This is a genomic window from Campylobacter concisus UNSWCS (genome assembly GCF_000466685.1).
GTDB lineage: Bacteria > Campylobacterota > Campylobacteria > Campylobacterales > Campylobacteraceae > Campylobacter_A > Campylobacter_A concisus_A.
This window is the reverse complement of record NZ_ANNG01000030.1, coordinates 66,793-83,677: the sequence shown is the minus strand read 5'-3', so window position 1 is coordinate 83,677 and position 16,885 is coordinate 66,793. Positions and strand designations below refer to the sequence as shown.

Genomic DNA, 16,885 nt, shown 5'->3' with positions numbered 1-16,885 from the left:
TTAAAATGATAGTAAACCAAATTTTATCCTTATTCCACTCTCATTTTAAATGTAAAATACTCTCATTTTAAATGCGCGCGGATAATTAAGTTTTATTTTATGCGTAATTGACGTATAATTTACGCCAAGAAATTTAAAAAAGGAGCAAACAATGAGAGAAATTTCTAGGCGAAATTTTATGAAAATGGGTGCTACTGGCGCATTGGCACTTGCTGCTAGCAGTGCAAATGCTGGAGTTTTAGAGGCAAAAGATATTAAATTTGACGAAGAGTATGACGTCATCGTCATAGGCACAGGCTTTGCAGGCTCGATGGCTACTTTGCAAGCGCTAAAACGCGGCAAAAAAGTGCTAATGATCGAGAAAATGGGACGAAGCGGCGGCAACTCAGTCATAAATGCTGGCAATATGGCTGTCCCAAATAATGAATTTCAAAAAGCAGCAGGCATAAAAGATAGCAAAGAGGCTTTTATCGCTGACTGCCTAAAAGATGGTCAAAATTTAAACCATGTCGATCTGCTTGAGGTTATCTATGACCGTGCAAATGACGCTTTTGAATACCTAAAAACACTTGGCGTTGAATTTACTGGCAAGGTGATCTCAGCGAGCGGTCACTCTATAAAACGTGCTGTTCAGTCTAAAAACACAAGTGGCGCGGGATATGTTTTGCCTATGCACGATGCGATCGATAAAAATCCAAATGCCGTGACAAAAAGAAGGACTAAATTTGATGATTTTATCATCGATGAAAATGGCAGGGTTGTTGGCATAAAATGCAGGGAGGATTATAGGTTTGATCATCAGCTCGCAAACGACGATAAAGAGAATAAAACCGGCACGCCAAAATGCTTTAAAGCAAAAGATGGCGTCATCCTAGCAGCAGGAGGTTTTAGCTCTGATAAGTGGTTTAGGATGCAGCAAGTGCCGTATCTAAAAGACAATATCGAGACAGTTAGCCAGCCAGGTGCAACCTCTGGAGCGCTAGTAGCTGCGATGAAGCTTGGAGCAAACCCTATCCAACTTAGCTGGATCCAGCTAAATCCATATACAAATCCAACTGAAAGAGGCTTTGGCACATCTGCACTTTTTACAAATCACTGTGCAAATGACTACGGCTTAAGCGTCAATCCAAAAACAGGCAAACGCTTTATGAACGAGCATGCAGGCCGCAAGGTAAAGAGCGATGCGATCTTTGCTTGCATGGCGCAAAGCGATAAAAATGACAACTATCCAGTAAATATCTGCGATCAAGCAGCCGTTGATGCAAACAATATCGCTTATACAAAAAAGGGCGTTGAAGAGGGCTCTATAAAGAAATTTAACACACTTGAAGAGCTTGCAAAAGCTTATAATATCCCACTTGAGCCATTTTTGGAGACTATTAAAAATTTCAACGAATATGTCAAAAATGAAAAAGACCCTGAGTTTGGCAAACCTTTGACAAAAGCTGATGTAAATGGCATTGGCATTACAAAAGCGCCATTTTACGCGAGTGAGACTACGCCAAAGATCCTTTACTGCATGGGTGGCGTCGAGATAAATACAAAAGCGCAAGTCATAAGCGCAACTACTCACGAGCCTATCGCAGGTCTTTACGCAGCTGGCGAGATCACTGGTGGCGTGCATGGAGCAAGCCGTCTTGGTACGATGAGCATGGCTGATTGTATGGTATTTGGTATGGTTGCTGGAGAGAATATCTAATTTATTTTTACTTAAATTTAGCGGTTTAAATGCCGCTAAATTTAGCTTGCAATAGCGCTTTTGATTATTTATTTAGCTTCTTTTGGTTAAAATCAGCCCAAATTTATAAAACTAAAGGTTAAAAATGAAAGAAGGCAAAGTTTGGAAATTTGGTGATAATATCGACACTGACATCATCATCGCCGCAAGATATTTAAACACTTCAGACGAAAAAGAGCTAGCAAAACACATCATGGAAGACGCCGATCCTAAATTTAGCTCAAAAATAGCAAAAGGCGACATCATCGTAGCTGGCGAAAATTTTGGCTGCGGCAGCTCAAGAGAGCACGCCCCATTAGCGCTAAAAGAGGCTGGCATAGCAGCTGTTGTGGCTAAGAGCTTTGCGAGGATTTTTTATAGAAACAGCTTTAATACAGGGCTTTTGATACTTGAGATAAAAGAGACTGATGAGATAAACGAGGGCGACACGCTAAAGATCGACGTAGATAACGGCGTCATCGTAGATGAAATCACAAAAAAAGAGTATAAATTTAACGCTATCCCGCCATTTATGCAAGAGCTTTTAAACGCTGGCGGCCTTATCGAGTACGCAAAAGCGAAGATGAACTAAGGAGCGGCGATGAAAAACTATAAAATTTGCGTTATAAAAGGCGATGGCATCGGCCCTGAGATCATCGACGAGGCGATAAAGGTTTTAGACGTAGTGAGCGCTGAGTTTGGTATCAAATTTGAGTATGACTACAAGCTAATGGGCGGAGCAGCCTACGACGTTTTTGGCGAGCCACTGCCAGATGAGACGCTAAGTTCGGCACTTAGTAGCGATGCTGTGCTTTTTGGAGCGATCGGCGGCGAGAAATGGGACAGCCTGCCAAGACACCTAAGGCCAGAGAGTGGGCTTTTAAAGATCAGAAAAGAGCTAGAAGCTTATGCAAATTTACGCCCAGCTATCATCTTTGACGAGCTAGTGGATGCTAGCACGCTAAAGCCAGAGGTTTTAAAGGGTGTTGATTTTGTCGTGGTTCGCGAGCTAACTGGCGGGCTTTATTTTGGACAGCCTAGAGAAAAAGGCGAAGATAGAGCGTTTAATACGATGGTTTATTCTAAATTTGAGATCGAACGCATCGCAAAGATCGCCTTTGAGACGGCTATGCTTCGCAAGAAAAAGGTCTGCATGGTCGATAAGGCAAATGTGCTTGAGACAAGCCAGCTTTGGCGCGAGGTGACCAGCGAAGTGGCAAAGGGCTATCCTGAAGTAGAGCTTAGCTTTATGTATGTAGATAACGCAGCGATGCAGCTAGTAAGAGCGCCAGCAAATTTTGACGTCATACTGACTGAAAATTTATTTGGCGACATCTTAAGCGACGAAGCGAGCATGGTTTGTGGCTCGATAGGACTTTTGCCAAGCGCTAGCATGGGCGGTAAAGTGGGAATTTATGAGCCTATCCACGGCTCAGCGCCAGACATCGCAGGGCAGGGTATAGCAAATCCGGTCGCGACCATTTTAAGTGCAGCGATGATGCTAAGATACGCATTTGGCGAGAGCGAGGCAGCAAATGCGATAGAAAATGCCGTAAAAACAGCGCTTGCAAAGGGATATAGAACAAAAGATATCGCCGCATTTAACGCAGTTGAAATTTGCTCAACAAGCGAGATAGGCGACGTGATAGCAGGATTTATCAAAAAATGAAAAACACGATCACTGAAGCACTGATCTACGAGGCGCAAGGGCTAAAAGACGATGCGCTTGAAATTTACAAGAACATCTTAAAACAAGACCCGTCAAACAAGGACGCCCTTAGCGCGATAAACCGCCTGAGCGGACTTCGCAAGGAGCGCGTGATAAAAAATGAGCAGATGAAAGAGTTTTTTATCAGGATGAAAAGTGACGAAGAGATAAATGAATTTAAAAGGTGGTTGATAAGATTATGAAGCTTGATGATATCGCTAGGATGGCCATTAGTGAGGTTAGCGCCGAGCTTGAAAAGATAGAGGCACTGCAAAACAAAAAGCAAGAAGAGCTTGAAAGGGAGAATTTAAAAAAAGAGCTTTTAGCAATAGAATCTGCCAATGAGCAAGTGCTTGAAGAGCCAAAAGTAGAGGCAAGTGTGCCAAATGAGCAAATCGAGCTAGAGCCAAAGGTAGCGCAAATTTCACCAAAGAGCAGGGAGATAAGTGATGAAGAAATTTTCTTAGCAAACCTTGCTGAGCGCATCGAGGTGCTTTTTGAGGGGCTTAAACAAACTAGCGAGCAAGACCTTAGCCAAAGGCTCGAGCTAACGACTAAATTTTTAGAATTTACCCTTGCAAACATCGAAAATAGACTACAAAATCTCTCAAAATAATAAATTTGAGGCAAAAACTAGTACAAGCATTTACAAAAATAGCGAGCTAGACTTTTTTAGGTCGCTATTTGCCCCATTTAGCAAGCGTGTCTATCTAGTAGGTGGCTGCGTAAGAGATGCACTTTTGGGACGAGAAATTTATGATTATGACATCGAAGTTTATGACATAGAGCCTCTCAAATTTGACGAGCTAATGGCTGACATAAGAGCTAGCGGTGTTGGCAAAAGCTACTTTATCTACAAATATAAAAACTACGATCTTGGCTTGCCACGAAGCGAGAGCAAGACTGGAAATTCGCACAAAGACTTTGCCGTAAGCTACATAAATGATCCAAGCCTTGCAAGTCTTAGGCGTGATTTTACGGTAAATGCCATGATGATGAACATCTTTAACGGCGAAATTTTAGACTTTCATGGCGGAAAAAAGGACCTTGAAAGCAAGACGCTAAGGCACATCGATAGTGAGAAATTTAAAGAAGATCCGCTAAGGGTGCTACGTGGCGTGCAGTTTAGTGCTAGGCTTGATTTTAGCATAGATGATGATACGCTAGAGCTTATGAAAACGCTTGATCTAGCGCATCTAAGTAAGGATAGGATAAATACCGAGCTTATTAAATTTTTTCGCTCAGAGCATCTTGAAAAAGGGGCATTTTATCTTTTTAAGCTTTCACTTTTTAAAGAAATTTTTGGCGTGCAAATTTGCAAGAATGATGAGTTCTTGAGCGAACTAAAGAGCGCTAGAAATTTCGTAGATGATGAGAGGCTATTTTTGTATATGCTTTTTGGCAAATTTGAGCTTGACGCAAAGGAAATTTTAGAAAAAATGCGTCTGCCAAAGAGCTACTTTTCTATCTTAAAAGAGCCATTTTTTAAAGCTATGCCAAGCGATAGAGAGCTACTACAAATCGCTCTAAATATGCCCATAAAATCATGGCTTGGAGCTTACAATAAAGAGCGCATAGAGCGTGCAAAAGAGCTTGGAATTTATGAGAGTAAATTTGAGCCAAAGATAGATGTGAGAGAGATCTTGGCGGCTGGCTTTAAAAACGAGATGATAGCAGCTGAGATAAAACGCGCTCAGGAGCTTGAAATTTCAAGATATCTTAGTGAGCGCAAATTTAGAAAATCTTAATCTTTAAAACTCTTAAAAGCCCATTTTGGCTAAAATGAGCCAGTTTATAACACTTTTTAAGGCAAGAAAAACTTATGTTTAACATAGTCCTAGTTCATCCTCAGATACCGCAAAACACCGGAGCTATCGGCAGAATGTGCGTAAATGCAAATTTAAAGCTGCACATCGTTAAGCCAACTGTCTTTGATCTGAGCGAAAAGGCTGTTAGACGTGCTGGGCTTGATTATTGGAAAATCTTAAAGCCACAAATTTGGCAGAGTTTGGATGAATTTTTGGAGGCAAATTTAAGCCACAAAGAGCGATTTTTCTTTGCTACGACAAAGACAAACAGACTTTACTACGACGCTAAATTTGAGCCAGGAGATTTTATATTTTTTGGCGGAGAGAGTACAGGGCTGCCGAGAGAATTTATGGATATAAATTTTAAAAACGCCATAACGATCCCGATGGGAAAAGAGGGCAGGAGCTTAAATTTAGCCATGAGTGCTGGCATCATCGCGTATGAGGCGATCAGACAAAACATCTCTAAATTTGACTTTAGGAGCGAGGTTTGAGAGCGCTCTTTGCATTAGTCTTTGCCGTTTTGATGGCGTTTGCTAGCGAGGTAAGCATCGCAACTTATAACGTGCAAAATTTATTTGACTGCAAGGATGATGGCAGCGAATATCCCGACTTTAAATCTAGCACTTCAAAGTGGGATTGCGAGGCGGCCAGCTCAAAACTAAAAAGAACAAAACAGGTCATAGACGCTATAAATACCGACATCATCGCACTTGAAGAGGTTGAAAACGAGCAGGTTTTAAGGGCTTTGGTTGATGGCAGTGAGTATAAATTTATAGCCTTTAGCAAGGCAAAAAACTCTCCAGTCGGACTAGCTCTTGTGTCAAAAATAAAGCCAAGTGGCAGTGAAATTTTTGAAGTACCAAATGTAAAAACTAGAAACATTTTAAAGGTCGTTTTTGAGGTGGAGGGTAAGAAATTTAGCGTTTTTGTCAATCACTTCCCGGCTTACAAAAACGGCATAAATATGCAAAAAAAGGCCGAAAGAACACTAAGGGCAGCTCTAGGTAACGAGCAAAATGCCATAGTTTTAGGTGATTTTAACTCACCTTATGGGCAAAAATCTATCTTAAACGATATCATTGCAACTCGTGGATTTTACGATCTTTATAGCTTTCTCGCCCCAAAAGATAGATACTCTCATGCAGTCCATGGCAAAAAGCGGGCCATTGATCACGTTTTGCTCTCGCCTAGCTTTATGGCAAATGGCGATCTAAGCTATGTTGATGGCAGTTTTGAGGTCTTTAAACCAAGCTTTGTGGTCAATGAGCATGGCTTTGCAAAGAGCGATCTTTACTCAGATCACTTTGCGCTTAAATTTAAAATCTCAACCAAACCTAGCCCTGCTAAAAGTGGTATGCTTGCGAATGAAAATTTAAAAAAAGAAGCTAAAAAAGTAGAGGATCAAAACTATAAAAGAGCTGACATAGAGACGCTTTTTGAGCATCCTGAGGATGTGCCAGCGCAAGTTGAAAGAGCTGTTGTCATCTTAAAAGATAAACATGGCTTTATCATCTCGAAAAATCGCCGTGGAATTTACGTTTTTGATCCTAAAAATAGCGTCGGCGTCGGCGATGAACTTGACATTTTGATTAGGCGAGTGAAATTTTACAAAGAGGCGCTTGAAGTGAGCTCTTATGAGATCATAAATGAGCATGGCACAAAAGATGTGAGTGAAAATTTACTTGATAGCTCAAAACTAAGTGAGGCTAGAAGTGGCGACGTGATCGCTAAAATTTCAGGCAAGCTGGAGAGTGGCTACTTGCATACGCCACATGGCAAGATCAGAGTTTATAGCAAAAGAAGGCTAAAAGATGGCGAGTATAGCTTTGAGCGGGCGAGGGTGAAAATTTATAAAAACGAAAAAGAGATCGTTGTGGAGTAGATGGTGCAAATTTTAGATATTTTTATGATCGCAGCATTTGTTTTGTTTGTGATATTTATGATAAGAGGCGTCATTTTGCAGGCGCAAGAGAAGGAGAGAGCAAGAGAGATGATAAGAGAAAAAAGAGAAAATTTTAATAAAAAGAGTGAGATATGAAAGAGTTGTTACTAGAGATCGGAGTCGAGGAGCTTCCAGCGATACCATTTTTAAGGGAGCTGCCAAACATCAATGCTAAATGGCAGGCTGTGCTTGAAAAATACAACATCAAAAGCGAGTTTAAATTTTACTACACGCCGCGCCGTTTGGTCTTTTTCCATGAGAAATTCCCGCAGGCTCAGCCAGATAGTGTGGCTAGCTTTGTTGGCGCACCAAAGCAAGTAGCGCTAAAAGACGGAGTTTTTACAAAGGCTGCGCTTAGCTTTGCAAATAAATGCGGCATAAGCGAGAGTGAGCTTAAATTTAAAGAGATAGACGGCAAAGAGGTGCTTTATCACGAAAAAGAGGTAAAGGGCGAGCCGGTTGCTAAGATAATGGGCGACATGGTCGAGGAGTTTTTAAAGAGCCTAAATTTTGGCAAGTCTATGCGCTGGGGCAATGGTGAGTTTGAGTTTATCCGCCCGATAAGATCGTTTTTATGCTTGCTTGGAGATGAGGTCATTAAATTTAACAAATTTGGCGTAGAGAGCAGCAACTCTACATATCCTCACAGAAGCGTTAGCTACGACAAGATAAAAATTTCAAATATAAAAGAGTATTTTGAAGGCTCAAAGAGCCGTGGCGTCGTGCTTGAAGCGGATGAGAGAGAGAAGATAATCCTTGATGAGTTTGAAAAGATCAGCCAAAAAAGTGGGCTAAAGATCGAGATCGATAAAGAGCTGCTAGCTGAAGTAGTGGCGATCACTGAGTATCCAACAGCGCTTCTTGGCTCGTTTGAAGAGGAGTTTTTGGAGGTGCCAAGCGAGGTCATCATCACTTCGATGAAAGAAAATCAGCGCTACTTCCCAGTCTTTAAAGATGGCAAGCTTGCAAATGGCTTTGTAGTCGTTAGTAACGCCATCACAAAGGACTATTCGCTCATCATCAAAGGCAACGAAAAGGTGCTAAGAGCAAGACTAAGTGATGCGATGTTTTTTTGGCAAAGCGACCTTAAGGCCGAATTTAGCCCAGAAAAACTAAAAAATATAACCTACCTAAAAGAGCTTGGAAGCATCTATGAAAAAGAGCTTAGAGAGCTAAAAGTGGCTAAAAAACTAGCTAGCAACTATGATGAGCTACTTAAAAAAGAAGCTGGCGAGTACGGGAGCAAGCTAGAGCGAGCTGTGATGCTAAGTAAGGCCGATCTTACAACGCAGATGGTTTATGAATTTACCGAGCTTCAAGGCATCATGGGTGCTTACTACGCAAAGGCTAAAAATGAAGATGAAAGCGTCGTTTTAGCCATAAAAGAGCAGTATCTGCCAGACGGCGAAGAGGCGCAGTGCCCAAGTAAGGTCTTTAGCTCGGTTGTGGCACTTTCAAATAAGCTTGATACACTAATGGGGCTCTTTAGCATCGGCAAAATCCCAAGCGGCACGAAAGACCCATACGCTCTAAGGCGCGCAGCAAATGGCGTGATAAAGATCGTTTTGGCGCATAATCTGAAATTTAACGTAAAAGAAATTTTAGAAGATATCGCAAAAGATTATAAAAAATTTGACGTTGAAGTGCTTATAAATTTCATCCTTGATAGGCTCTATACCTTCTTTGACGCAAACGCTTCTATCGTAAAAGCTTGCATAAAAAGCGGAGAAAAGGACATCTTGGAGCTAACTAAGATGATAGAGGCGCTTGCTAAAATTTCAAGCGAGCCAAATTTTAGGGAGAATTTCTCGACATTTAAGCGCCTTGCAAACATCATAAAAGATGATAAATTTAGCAAGGTCGATGAAAGCCTCTTTAAGATAGATGCTGAAAAGGCTTTAAATGATGCGTTTAAAGCGGTTGATAAGAGCCTAGCATACGAGCCAAGGCTAAAAGCGCTATTTGCTCTAAAACCGCAGATAGATGAGTTTTTTGACAAAGTTATGATAAACGTTGAAAACGAGAAAGTGCGAAATAACCGCGTCGCGATCATCGGTCAAATTTATAGCGAGATACTAAAAGTAGCTGATATAAAAGAGATCAGCTTTTAAATTTGCGCCAGCTTCGGGCTTTGCCTAGGCTGGCTTTAAATTTACTCCCTAAAAATATCAAATTCTGGCTCGTAAGCCTTAGTTTTTACCCCAAAATATCCAAGAACTGAGCTAAAGACAAAATCATGCGAAAGGCTTTCGTCTTTTCTAGCTTTTAGTCTTTTTAAAAGCTCACTATCGCTTGAAAAGACGATGGCTGGGATGTGTTTTTGTTCATCTGGAGCGATGGAGTAAGGCAGGCCATGTAAATATATGCCATTTTCGCCCAGACTCTCTCCGTGATCTGAGAAAAAGAACATGGCAACCTCAAATTTATCTTTTCTTGCTTCAAGGGCATTTATCAGCTTGCTTTGCAGATAGTCCTCATATAAAATGGTGTTGTCGTAGGTGTTTGCTATCTCATCTGGCGTGCATTTGTTTAGCTCGGCGGTGTCGCATGTTGGGGTGAATTCTTTAAATTTACTTGGGTAGCCTTTGTAGTAGATAGGGCCATGTGAGCCTTGCAAATGTAGCACGATAAATGTAGTGGAATTTGCATCTTTTATGACCTTTTTTGCCTCATCAAATATCACTTCATCAAAGCCAGCTGCTCTGTGCTCTGAGGTGTGGTTTTGATCGAGATTGTCGCAAACGCCCTTGCATCCGCCACTATTGTTGCCAAAAAAGTATGTTTTTATTCCAAGTTTGTTGATGATATCAACTAAATTTTCACGAGCCTTAGCCTCGCGGTTGCTAAAATTTTCTCGCTTTAAGTCTGAAAATAGGCAAGGCACGCTAGTCTCTGTCGCGGTTCCGCATGAGTAGAAATTTGTAAAACTTACTACATCTTTTTGCTTGGTAAATTTGTTTGTATCGTTTTTAGCGTAGCCATTTAGCGAGTAGTTTTTGCTCCTTTGTGTCTCGCCAACTATCAAAACTAAAATTTTCTTTTTATCGTTAGTAAGAGTTGCGTCATCTGCCACGTAGGTAAAAGGGAGCGGTTTTTGTGCCAAAGACTTTGCTAATCTTATGCCAGAGTAGATAGGATAGTATGGGAGTAAGACGCTTATGGTTGAGGCGTTGTGGTTCTTTAAAAAATGGTATAAAAATTTTAGACATGAGAGCAAAGATTATAGCTGCACTTACTAAAGTGCTAAGGGTTATTTTTACTCTTGATCTAAGCGCATTTTTAAAACTGCCATAGCTAATCTTTACAAGTGCTACATATACGCAAGGCAGGATGGTTACAAAAATAAGCCAAAGAACTAAGCTGGCATTAAAATAGCTAAAGGCCTCTCTTGTATCAGTGTGCAAGACATTTAATAGCATGCCTTTATCTATAATGATGCCGTAAGCTTGCATAAAGTAAGCAGATATGCTGCTAATCATGATGAGAAAGATAGCAAGAGGTTTTAGCAAAAATGGCACAAGCAAAATGCAAAAAACTCCAGCAAAGAGCAAAAGAAAAAATATGCTAAGTAGAGCAGTAAGCATTATAGAAAAAGATAAAGTATCGCCAGATAAAGATCCTAAAAATACGCCCTTGAATAAAAATATGTAGTTTATGAAAAACATATAAGCTACAAATAAAATTAAAAATTTTACAAAGCTTATATGTCTTATTTTGTTGATGTTTAGCATTTCTAGCCACCTTCTTTCAAGGGCGTAATGATAGAGCTAAAATGTAAATGGCTAGAAATTTATAAGAGAAAAATTATTTTTTCTTTTTCTTGCTCTTTAGCTTCTTATTTTTTGACTTCTTTTCAGGCTCAGCCTTTTTCGTCTTTTTGCTATCTTTTACACTAAGCTTTTCTTTGACCTTTTGCATGTCGTTAAAGCCGATTCCTTGAACCTTCTCAAGCTCTTCGATGCTTGTAAATTTATGAGCTTTTCTATACTTTATGACGTTTAGCGCCTGGCTCTTGTTTAGTCCAAGACTCATTAACTCGCTCTTGCTAGCTGTGTTTAGATCAGCGCCGTATGCAAGGCTTGCAAGCGCTAGACAAAGTAAAATTTTTAATTTTTTCATCTTATCTCCTAAAATAATAATCCATCGTTTTCTTGATCTTGAATGATGTCATTTGTTGGCGTATTTTGCGGCAACGGTGAGTCGTTTGTGTAGTACTCATCAGCGCCGTTGTAGTATCCTTTATAGACGCCATCAGGCTGCTCAAAAGCACGTCTTAGGGTAGGGTAGAGCTTGATGTAGCCCTCCATAAATTTCTTAAAGACAGGTGCAGCTGTCCTGCCGCCACCCTCGACCTTTTTCATAGGGCTGTTGTCGTCGTTTCCGTACCAGATGATGGCCTCGATATCAGGCGAATAGCCGCAAAACCAAGCATCGATATTGTTGTTTGTCGTGCCAGTCTTGCCAGCGATCTGGATGCCATTTACCTTTGCGTTGCGTCCAGTGCCGTTATTTACGACATTTTGAAGCAAGGTAGTCATCAAAAATGCCTGCTCAGGTTTTAGCACCTGCTTCTTTTGAGGCTCATAGTCCATCGACGCGCCAAAGCTATTTTCTATATGCTTAATGAGCGTAGGCTCGACCACTTCGCCATCGTTTGGAAACATCGAGTAAAATTTCGCAAAGTCAAGTGGCGAAATTCCAAAGCTACCAAGTGCGATTGATAAATTTTCAGGGATGTCGTTAAAGCCCATATCCGTAAGCTGTTTGCGAACTGAGCTAAGACCAAGATCGTTTAGTAAATTTATGGTTGCGAGGTTGCGAGACTGGGTTAAGGCTGATTTTATCGTGATGTAACCTTGAAAACCACCGCTATAGTTCTTTGGCGTCCACTCTTTGCCATTGCCCATGTCAAACGTCCTAGCGATGTCAGCTACTTGAGAGACGACTGAGTAGCCGCTATCAAGAGCTATTTGATAGATAAATGGCTTAAAGCTAGATCCTGGCTGGCGCTTGCTTTGTGTCGCTCTGTTGTAGCTACTTTTTGCGTAGTCGATACCGCCAATTAGAGCTAAAATTTGACCGCTTTGTGGATGAGTGACGACGATAGCGCCATTTAGCATCTCTGGATTTGCCTTTTTATCTCTTTTTAAAATTTCATTGTAGCCATAGACTAGAGCGTCTTGAGCGATCTTTTGCACGTTTAGATCGACTGTGCTTTGTATCTTGTAACCGCCAGTTTTTATGTCGTCAAATTTCTTTGAAGCCTCTTTTATGATCTCATCGACCACGTAAGGAGCTTTGTTGCGTGTGAGCGTATCGTCAAAGACTGCTGGCTCTTCAAGCACGCCCTTTCGGTACTCATCTTCGTTTATCCAGCCGATGCTATACATCCTCTCAAGTACCCTGTTTGCGCGACTAAGCGAGAGGTCAAGGTGCTTTGTAGGATCATAAGTGCTTGGTGCTTTTGGCATGCCAACTAGCATCGCTATCTCTTTTATGCTTAGCTCATTTAGCTCTTTTCTAAAGTACCCCTCTGCAGCTGTTTTGATGCCGTAGTAGCCGTGCCCGAAATATACGTGATTTAGGTATCTTTCGATGATGTCCTCTTTGCTAAGCTCGCTTTCAAGCTTCATAGCAAGCACGACCTCTTTTATCTTTCTTGTAAATTTCTTCTCACGGCTTAGGGCTAGGTTTTTTATGAGCTGCTGAGTTAGCGTAGATGCGCCTTCTACCAGCTTTCTAGCTTTGATGTCCTTTATCGCAGCTCTTGCCATGGCTTCTACGTTGATACCGCCATGCTCAAAGTAGCTCGTATCCTCGATAGCCACGAGCGCTTCGATGACACGTGGTGGGATGTCGTTATATTTTACGTAAATTCTATTTTCCTCAAAGATATTTGCGATGAGCTCGTTGTTTCTATCAAAAATTTGTGTCGCAAGCTTTGGCTTGTAGTCGATGATGGTATAAGCGTCAAATCTCACCTGCGAATAAAAGTATAAAAACGCCCCACCAAGTGCGATGGCAACTACAAAGATAAATGCCAAGATATATTTCATAAAAATGCCTTTAATGTTTTTAAATTTAGCCCCATTGCCGTGCTTGTCTCGCCGTGCTGGGAGATGATGTATTTTTTATTAAAATTTTCTATCGTCATGGCTCCAGCTTTGCCTTGCCACTCGCCACTTTCTAGGTAGCTTTTTAGGTCTTGCTCGATAAATTTAGCAAATTTATATGTAGTCTTGCTTACATTTATAAGCTCAAATTCGCCTAAAAATATCATCGCCGTATAGACGCTACACTCATTGCCACTTTGTAAATTTAGCATAGCAAGTGCCTCGTTTGCATCCTTTGCCTTGCCTAAAATTTTATCCATACAAGCCACGCAGCTATCTGCAAAGAGTAAATTTAAAAGCTTGCCATTTGTCTTTAAAAACTGCTCTTTTTTAGCTTTTACGACGTTTTGGACGTAAATTTCTGGTTTTAGGCTCTTTGCTATCATGCTCTCATCAAAACTGCAAGAAATTTGTTTAAATTCTATCCCAGCATCTTTTAGTAAATTTGCCCTTGTTGGCGAGCTAGAAGCAAGAGTGATCATCAAAATCCCCTATAGCTCACGCCAAGATAGACAGCCGCGAGCGAAGCTAGTAAATTTAGTGGCGTGAAGTAGTAGATGATGACGATTAGGCTCTCGTTTAGCTCGATCATCTCGTGCGATCTTAGAGTTTTTAAAGCCTTTTTGTATCGATAAAAGATGTAGCTTAAATTCAAGAGTAAAAATAGCTCTATCGCCCATTTGGTCGCTACTATGGCACTTGCCATCGGATTTTGCATTTTGCCATCATCAAAGTAAAAGATTATTATCAGGCTAGTTAGCGCGATGACAAGAACTAGCGCAAAGATGGCTAGTCCAAAGCGTCTTATGATGTGAAGCAAGATGTGATAGCGCTCTTTATCTTCAAATTTATTTTTTATAAAATAGCTTCCAGCAAGCACTAAACCAGCTTGTAGCCCTATAAAAAGAGCTACGAAGCTAATATGCAAGAAGATGATTAGTTGATCAAATTTAAAAAAAGCGATCTCTTGATGAATCATTTTTCTAAAGCTTGCCTTGCATACTCAAGTGAGCTTTTTATAGCGTCTTCGATAGCTAGAGCGTTTTTGCCGCCAGCTGTTGCAAAGTCGTCTTTTCCGCCGCCATTGCCGCCTAGAATTTGCGCTGCAAATTTAACCCAAGCGCCAGCTTTTATAGGAGCATTTTTCACGCCAGCTGCAAGAGAAATTTTACCCTCTTCATCTGTTTGGATCAGTAAAATGGCAGCTTTTTCGTGCCCATTTTTAAACTCATCTATCAAAGTTTTTATGTCGCCACCATCGATGTGTGCCACACAAAGCTTGGTATCATTTACGTTTATAAAGGCTAGCTCCTCAGAGCTTTTAGCGTTTTTTAACTTATCTTTTAAGCCTTTTATCTCGCCTTTTAGCTTTTTGACGGCATTTAGTGTTTCTGTGCTTTTTAGCTCATCTTTTAGCTCTTCAAGCTCAGCTCTAAATGACCTTGCTAAATTTAGCGCAGCCCTTGAGCAAACAGCTTCTATACGCCTAACACCAGCACTTACGCCACTCTCTTTTGTGATGAAAAACGATCCGATCTCATCTATATTTTTCACGTGTGTGCCGCCGCAAAGCTCTTTACTGACGTCACCAAAGCTCACGACTCTTACCTTGTCGGCATATTTTTCGTTAAATAGTGCGATCGCTCCGCTTTTTTTAGCCTCTTCAAGCTCCATAACCTGCGTTTTTGCATTTGCACCGTCTAAGATCCACTCATTTACAAGGTTCTCAACCCTTGAAATTTCTTCGCTAGTAAGCGCCTTTGGATGAGAGAAGTCAAACCTTAGCCTATCTGCCTCGACGTTTGAACCAGCTTGAGCGATGTGTGTGCCAAGCACGCTTCTAAGGGCTGCGTGAAGCAAGTGTGTAGCACTGTGATGACGCGCAGTCTCCGCTCTGTCACTGCCCACTTCAAGCTCTACTTCGTCGCCAACTTTTAGTGCCGCGCTAGTTTTTACTAAAGATAAATTTAGCCCGTGAAATTTTTGCGTATCAAGCACATTTGCTTTGCCTGCTATCTTGCCGCTATCGCCGCACTGACCGCCACTTTGAGCGTAAAATGGAGTGACATCAAACATCACCCAGCCCTCTTTGCCAGCATCTAGGCTATCTATATTTTTAAATTCCTCATCAAGCAAGGCTAGAATTTTACTTTTACTCTTAAGCTCTTCGTAGCCTATAAATTTATTCTCGCCAAATTTCTCAAGTAGCTCTTTAAAATCGCCCTTCGCACTCTTGTCGCCACTGCCTTTCCAAGCAGCTTTTGCACGTGCTTTTTGCTCGCTCATAAGCTCATCAAATCTTGCCTCATCGACCTTTAAGCCCTTTTCTCTAAGCATATCAGCCGTTAGATCAAGTGGAAAGCCAAATGTATCATAGAGCTTAAACGCAGCCTCTCCGCTAAAAATTTCTTTTGTATTTTTTAGCTCACTCTCAAATAGTTCAAGTCCGCTTGCGATAGTCGCTAAAAATCTCTCTTCTTCAAGTTTGATCTGCTCTTTTACAGCCGCTTTTTTATCGTTTAGATAGGTGTAGTGTCCGCCCATAAGCTCGCAAACTTTATCGACAAGCTTATACATAAATGGCTCTTTTATGCCTAGCAAGTATCCATGGCGGATCGCACGGCGTAAGATACGGCGAAGCACGTAGCCACGACCTTCTTTGTCAAATGTCGTGCCTTGAGCTAGTAAGAATGTAACTGAGCGGATGTGATCGCTTATGACGCGGTAGCTAGCGCCACTTTCATAGACGTATGGCTTGCCGCAAAGCTTTGCTACTTCATTGATAAGCGGCATAAAAAGTGTGCTGTCGTAGTTGCTAAATTTACCTTGCAAGATAGCTGTAACGCGCTCAAGTCCCATGCCAGTATCGATGCTTGGCTTTGGCAGTGGGCTTAGTTTGCCATCCGCGCTTCTTTCATACTGCATGAAAACAAGGTTCCAGATCTCTAAAAACCTATCTCCATCGCCACCCATGTAGTCTTCAGGCGTGTTAAAGTGTTCAGCCCCTTGATCGTAAAAAATTTCACTGCAAGGGCCGCATGGTCCAGTATCGCCCATTTGCCAGAAGTTATCATGGTCGCCAAAGCGGTAAATTCTCTCTTTTGCGATGTGAGTACTCCAAATTTCAAAGGCCTCATCGTCGCTTTCATGAACGGTTACATAAAGCTTATCTTTTGGTAGTTTTAGCACCTCTGTGACAAATTCCCAAGCGTAAGCGATCGCCTCTTTTTTGAAGTATTCGCCAAAGCTAAAGTTGCCAAGCATCTCAAAAAATGTGTGGTGGCGCGCTGTGTAACCGACGTTATCAAGGTCATTGTGCTTACCTCCAGCTCTTATGCAGGTCTGACAGCTAGTGCGGATAGGTGGTGTTGGGCGTGGCACTTCGCCTGTGAAAATGCTCTTAAATGGCACCATGCCAGCATTTGTAAAAAGCAGTGTTGCATCGTTTGGCACGAGTGGCGCAGAAGCTATGACTTCGTGACCTTTTGATTTAAAAAAATCAAGATATGCCTTTCTTATATCTAAATTTTGCATTTTTATCCTCGTTAGTTTTAAAATTTTGCTTGATTTTAGCCAAAATTCGTTTGCGAAATT

The 16,885-nt window shown here is 41.3% G+C and carries 18 protein-coding genes; 11 read left to right on the top strand and 7 right to left on the bottom strand.

The genetic code is table 11. The features are described 5' to 3' along the window. The first annotated feature begins 151 nt into the window (after nt 1–151). The 10 genes from UNSWCS_RS07125 (at nt 152) to glyS (ending at nt 9,289) form a co-directional block, all read left to right on the top strand. Entirely contained in the window at nt 152–1,699 is a 1,548-nt protein-coding gene (locus UNSWCS_RS07125) for a flavocytochrome c (RefSeq protein ID WP_021087935.1), read from the top strand. 124 nt (nt 1,700–1,823) lie between these two features. After that, nucleotides 1,824–2,309: a 3-isopropylmalate dehydratase small subunit gene (locus UNSWCS_RS07120; RefSeq protein WP_021087923.1), complete on the top strand. Its 486-nt coding sequence runs from the start codon at nt 1,824–1,826 to the stop codon at nt 2,307–2,309. 9 nt (nt 2,310–2,318) lie between these two features. Continuing rightward, the gene (gene leuB, locus UNSWCS_RS07115; protein WP_021087900.1) at nt 2,319–3,386 is read left to right on the top strand and encodes a 3-isopropylmalate dehydrogenase; all 1,068 of its coding nucleotides are present in this window, start codon (nt 2,319–2,321) and stop codon (nt 3,384–3,386) included. Continuing rightward, nucleotides 3,383–3,628, top strand: coding sequence for a hypothetical protein (locus UNSWCS_RS07110; protein WP_002941772.1), 246 nt, complete (start codon nt 3,383–3,385; stop codon nt 3,626–3,628). The genes leuB and UNSWCS_RS07110 overlap by 4 nt, the downstream gene beginning before the upstream one ends. Next, the gene (locus UNSWCS_RS07105) at nt 3,625–4,041 is read left to right on the top strand and encodes a CiaD-like domain-containing protein (protein WP_021087921.1); all 417 of its coding nucleotides are present in this window, start codon (nt 3,625–3,627) and stop codon (nt 4,039–4,041) included. The genes UNSWCS_RS07110 and UNSWCS_RS07105 overlap by 4 nt, the downstream gene beginning before the upstream one ends. Continuing rightward, nucleotides 4,001–5,173 (top strand): CCA tRNA nucleotidyltransferase, encoded by a 1,173-nt coding sequence (locus UNSWCS_RS07100; RefSeq protein WP_021087933.1) that lies wholly within the window; start codon nt 4,001–4,003, stop codon nt 5,171–5,173. Before UNSWCS_RS07105 ends, UNSWCS_RS07100 begins: the two co-directional genes overlap by 41 nt. 74 nt (nt 5,174–5,247) lie before the next feature. Beyond that, the gene (locus UNSWCS_RS07095) at nt 5,248–5,727 is read left to right on the top strand and encodes a tRNA (cytidine(34)-2'-O)-methyltransferase (RefSeq protein WP_021085887.1); all 480 of its coding nucleotides are present in this window, start codon (nt 5,248–5,250) and stop codon (nt 5,725–5,727) included. Continuing rightward, nucleotides 5,724–7,118, top strand: coding sequence for an endonuclease/exonuclease/phosphatase family protein (locus tag UNSWCS_RS07090; protein WP_021087932.1), 1,395 nt, complete (start codon nt 5,724–5,726; stop codon nt 7,116–7,118). Before UNSWCS_RS07095 ends, UNSWCS_RS07090 begins: the two co-directional genes overlap by 4 nt. Before the next feature lie 3 nt (nt 7,119–7,121). Next, nucleotides 7,122–7,274 (top strand): hypothetical protein, encoded by a 153-nt coding sequence (locus UNSWCS_RS11985; protein WP_162141601.1) that lies wholly within the window; start codon nt 7,122–7,124, stop codon nt 7,272–7,274. After that, a complete protein-coding gene (glyS, locus tag UNSWCS_RS07080; RefSeq protein ID WP_021087950.1) occupies nt 7,271–9,289 on the top strand; it encodes a glycine--tRNA ligase subunit beta in 2,019 nt (672 codons plus the stop codon). Before UNSWCS_RS11985 ends, glyS begins: the two co-directional genes overlap by 4 nt. A gap of 41 nt (nt 9,290–9,330) precedes the next feature. Here glyS and UNSWCS_RS12540 read toward each other — a convergent pair whose 3' ends face one another. Both UNSWCS_RS12540 and UNSWCS_RS12535 read right to left on the bottom strand, forming a co-directional pair. After that, a complete protein-coding gene (locus UNSWCS_RS12540; RefSeq protein WP_021087892.1) occupies nt 9,331–10,281 on the bottom strand; it encodes a phosphoethanolamine transferase in 951 nt (316 codons plus the stop codon). Next, a complete protein-coding gene (locus UNSWCS_RS12535; RefSeq protein ID WP_235044396.1) occupies nt 10,241–10,696 on the bottom strand; it encodes a phosphoethanolamine transferase domain-containing protein in 456 nt (151 codons plus the stop codon). The genes UNSWCS_RS12540 and UNSWCS_RS12535 overlap by 41 nt, the downstream gene beginning before the upstream one ends. Between UNSWCS_RS12535 and UNSWCS_RS12530 the strand changes: the two genes are divergently transcribed. Beyond that, nucleotides 10,656–10,829 carry a hypothetical protein gene (locus UNSWCS_RS12530; RefSeq protein WP_021087898.1) on the top strand — a complete coding sequence of 58 codons (174 nt, stop codon included), beginning with the start codon at nt 10,656–10,658 and terminating at the stop codon, nt 10,827–10,829. The genes UNSWCS_RS12535 and UNSWCS_RS12530 overlap by 41 nt on opposite strands. A gap of 153 nt (nt 10,830–10,982) precedes the next feature. Here the strand turns inward: UNSWCS_RS12530 and UNSWCS_RS07070 are convergent, their stop codons facing one another. From UNSWCS_RS07070 to alaS, 5 genes are read right to left on the bottom strand one after another with little or no spacing between them, the layout of a single operon-like run. Next, nucleotides 10,983–11,297 carry a helix-hairpin-helix domain-containing protein gene (locus tag UNSWCS_RS07070; RefSeq protein ID WP_021087949.1) on the bottom strand — a complete coding sequence of 105 codons (315 nt, stop codon included), beginning with the start codon at nt 11,295–11,297 and terminating at the stop codon, nt 10,983–10,985. Between the two features lie 8 nt (nt 11,298–11,305). Then, nucleotides 11,306–13,234 (bottom strand): transglycosylase domain-containing protein, encoded by a 1,929-nt coding sequence (locus UNSWCS_RS07065; protein ID WP_021087919.1) that lies wholly within the window; start codon nt 13,232–13,234, stop codon nt 11,306–11,308. Beyond that, complete coding sequence (gene maf / locus UNSWCS_RS07060) at nt 13,231–13,773, bottom strand: septum formation inhibitor Maf (protein WP_021087946.1); 543 nt, start codon at nt 13,771–13,773, stop codon at nt 13,231–13,233. The genes UNSWCS_RS07065 and maf overlap by 4 nt, the downstream gene beginning before the upstream one ends. Beyond that, nucleotides 13,773–14,270 carry a hypothetical protein gene (locus UNSWCS_RS07055; protein WP_021087883.1) on the bottom strand — a complete coding sequence of 166 codons (498 nt, stop codon included), beginning with the start codon at nt 14,268–14,270 and terminating at the stop codon, nt 13,773–13,775. The genes maf and UNSWCS_RS07055 overlap by 1 nt, the downstream gene beginning before the upstream one ends. Then, complete coding sequence (alaS, locus tag UNSWCS_RS07050) at nt 14,267–16,825, bottom strand: alanine--tRNA ligase (protein ID WP_021087906.1); 2,559 nt, start codon at nt 16,823–16,825, stop codon at nt 14,267–14,269. The genes UNSWCS_RS07055 and alaS overlap by 4 nt, the downstream gene beginning before the upstream one ends. Nucleotides 16,826–16,885 lie beyond the last annotated feature (60 nt).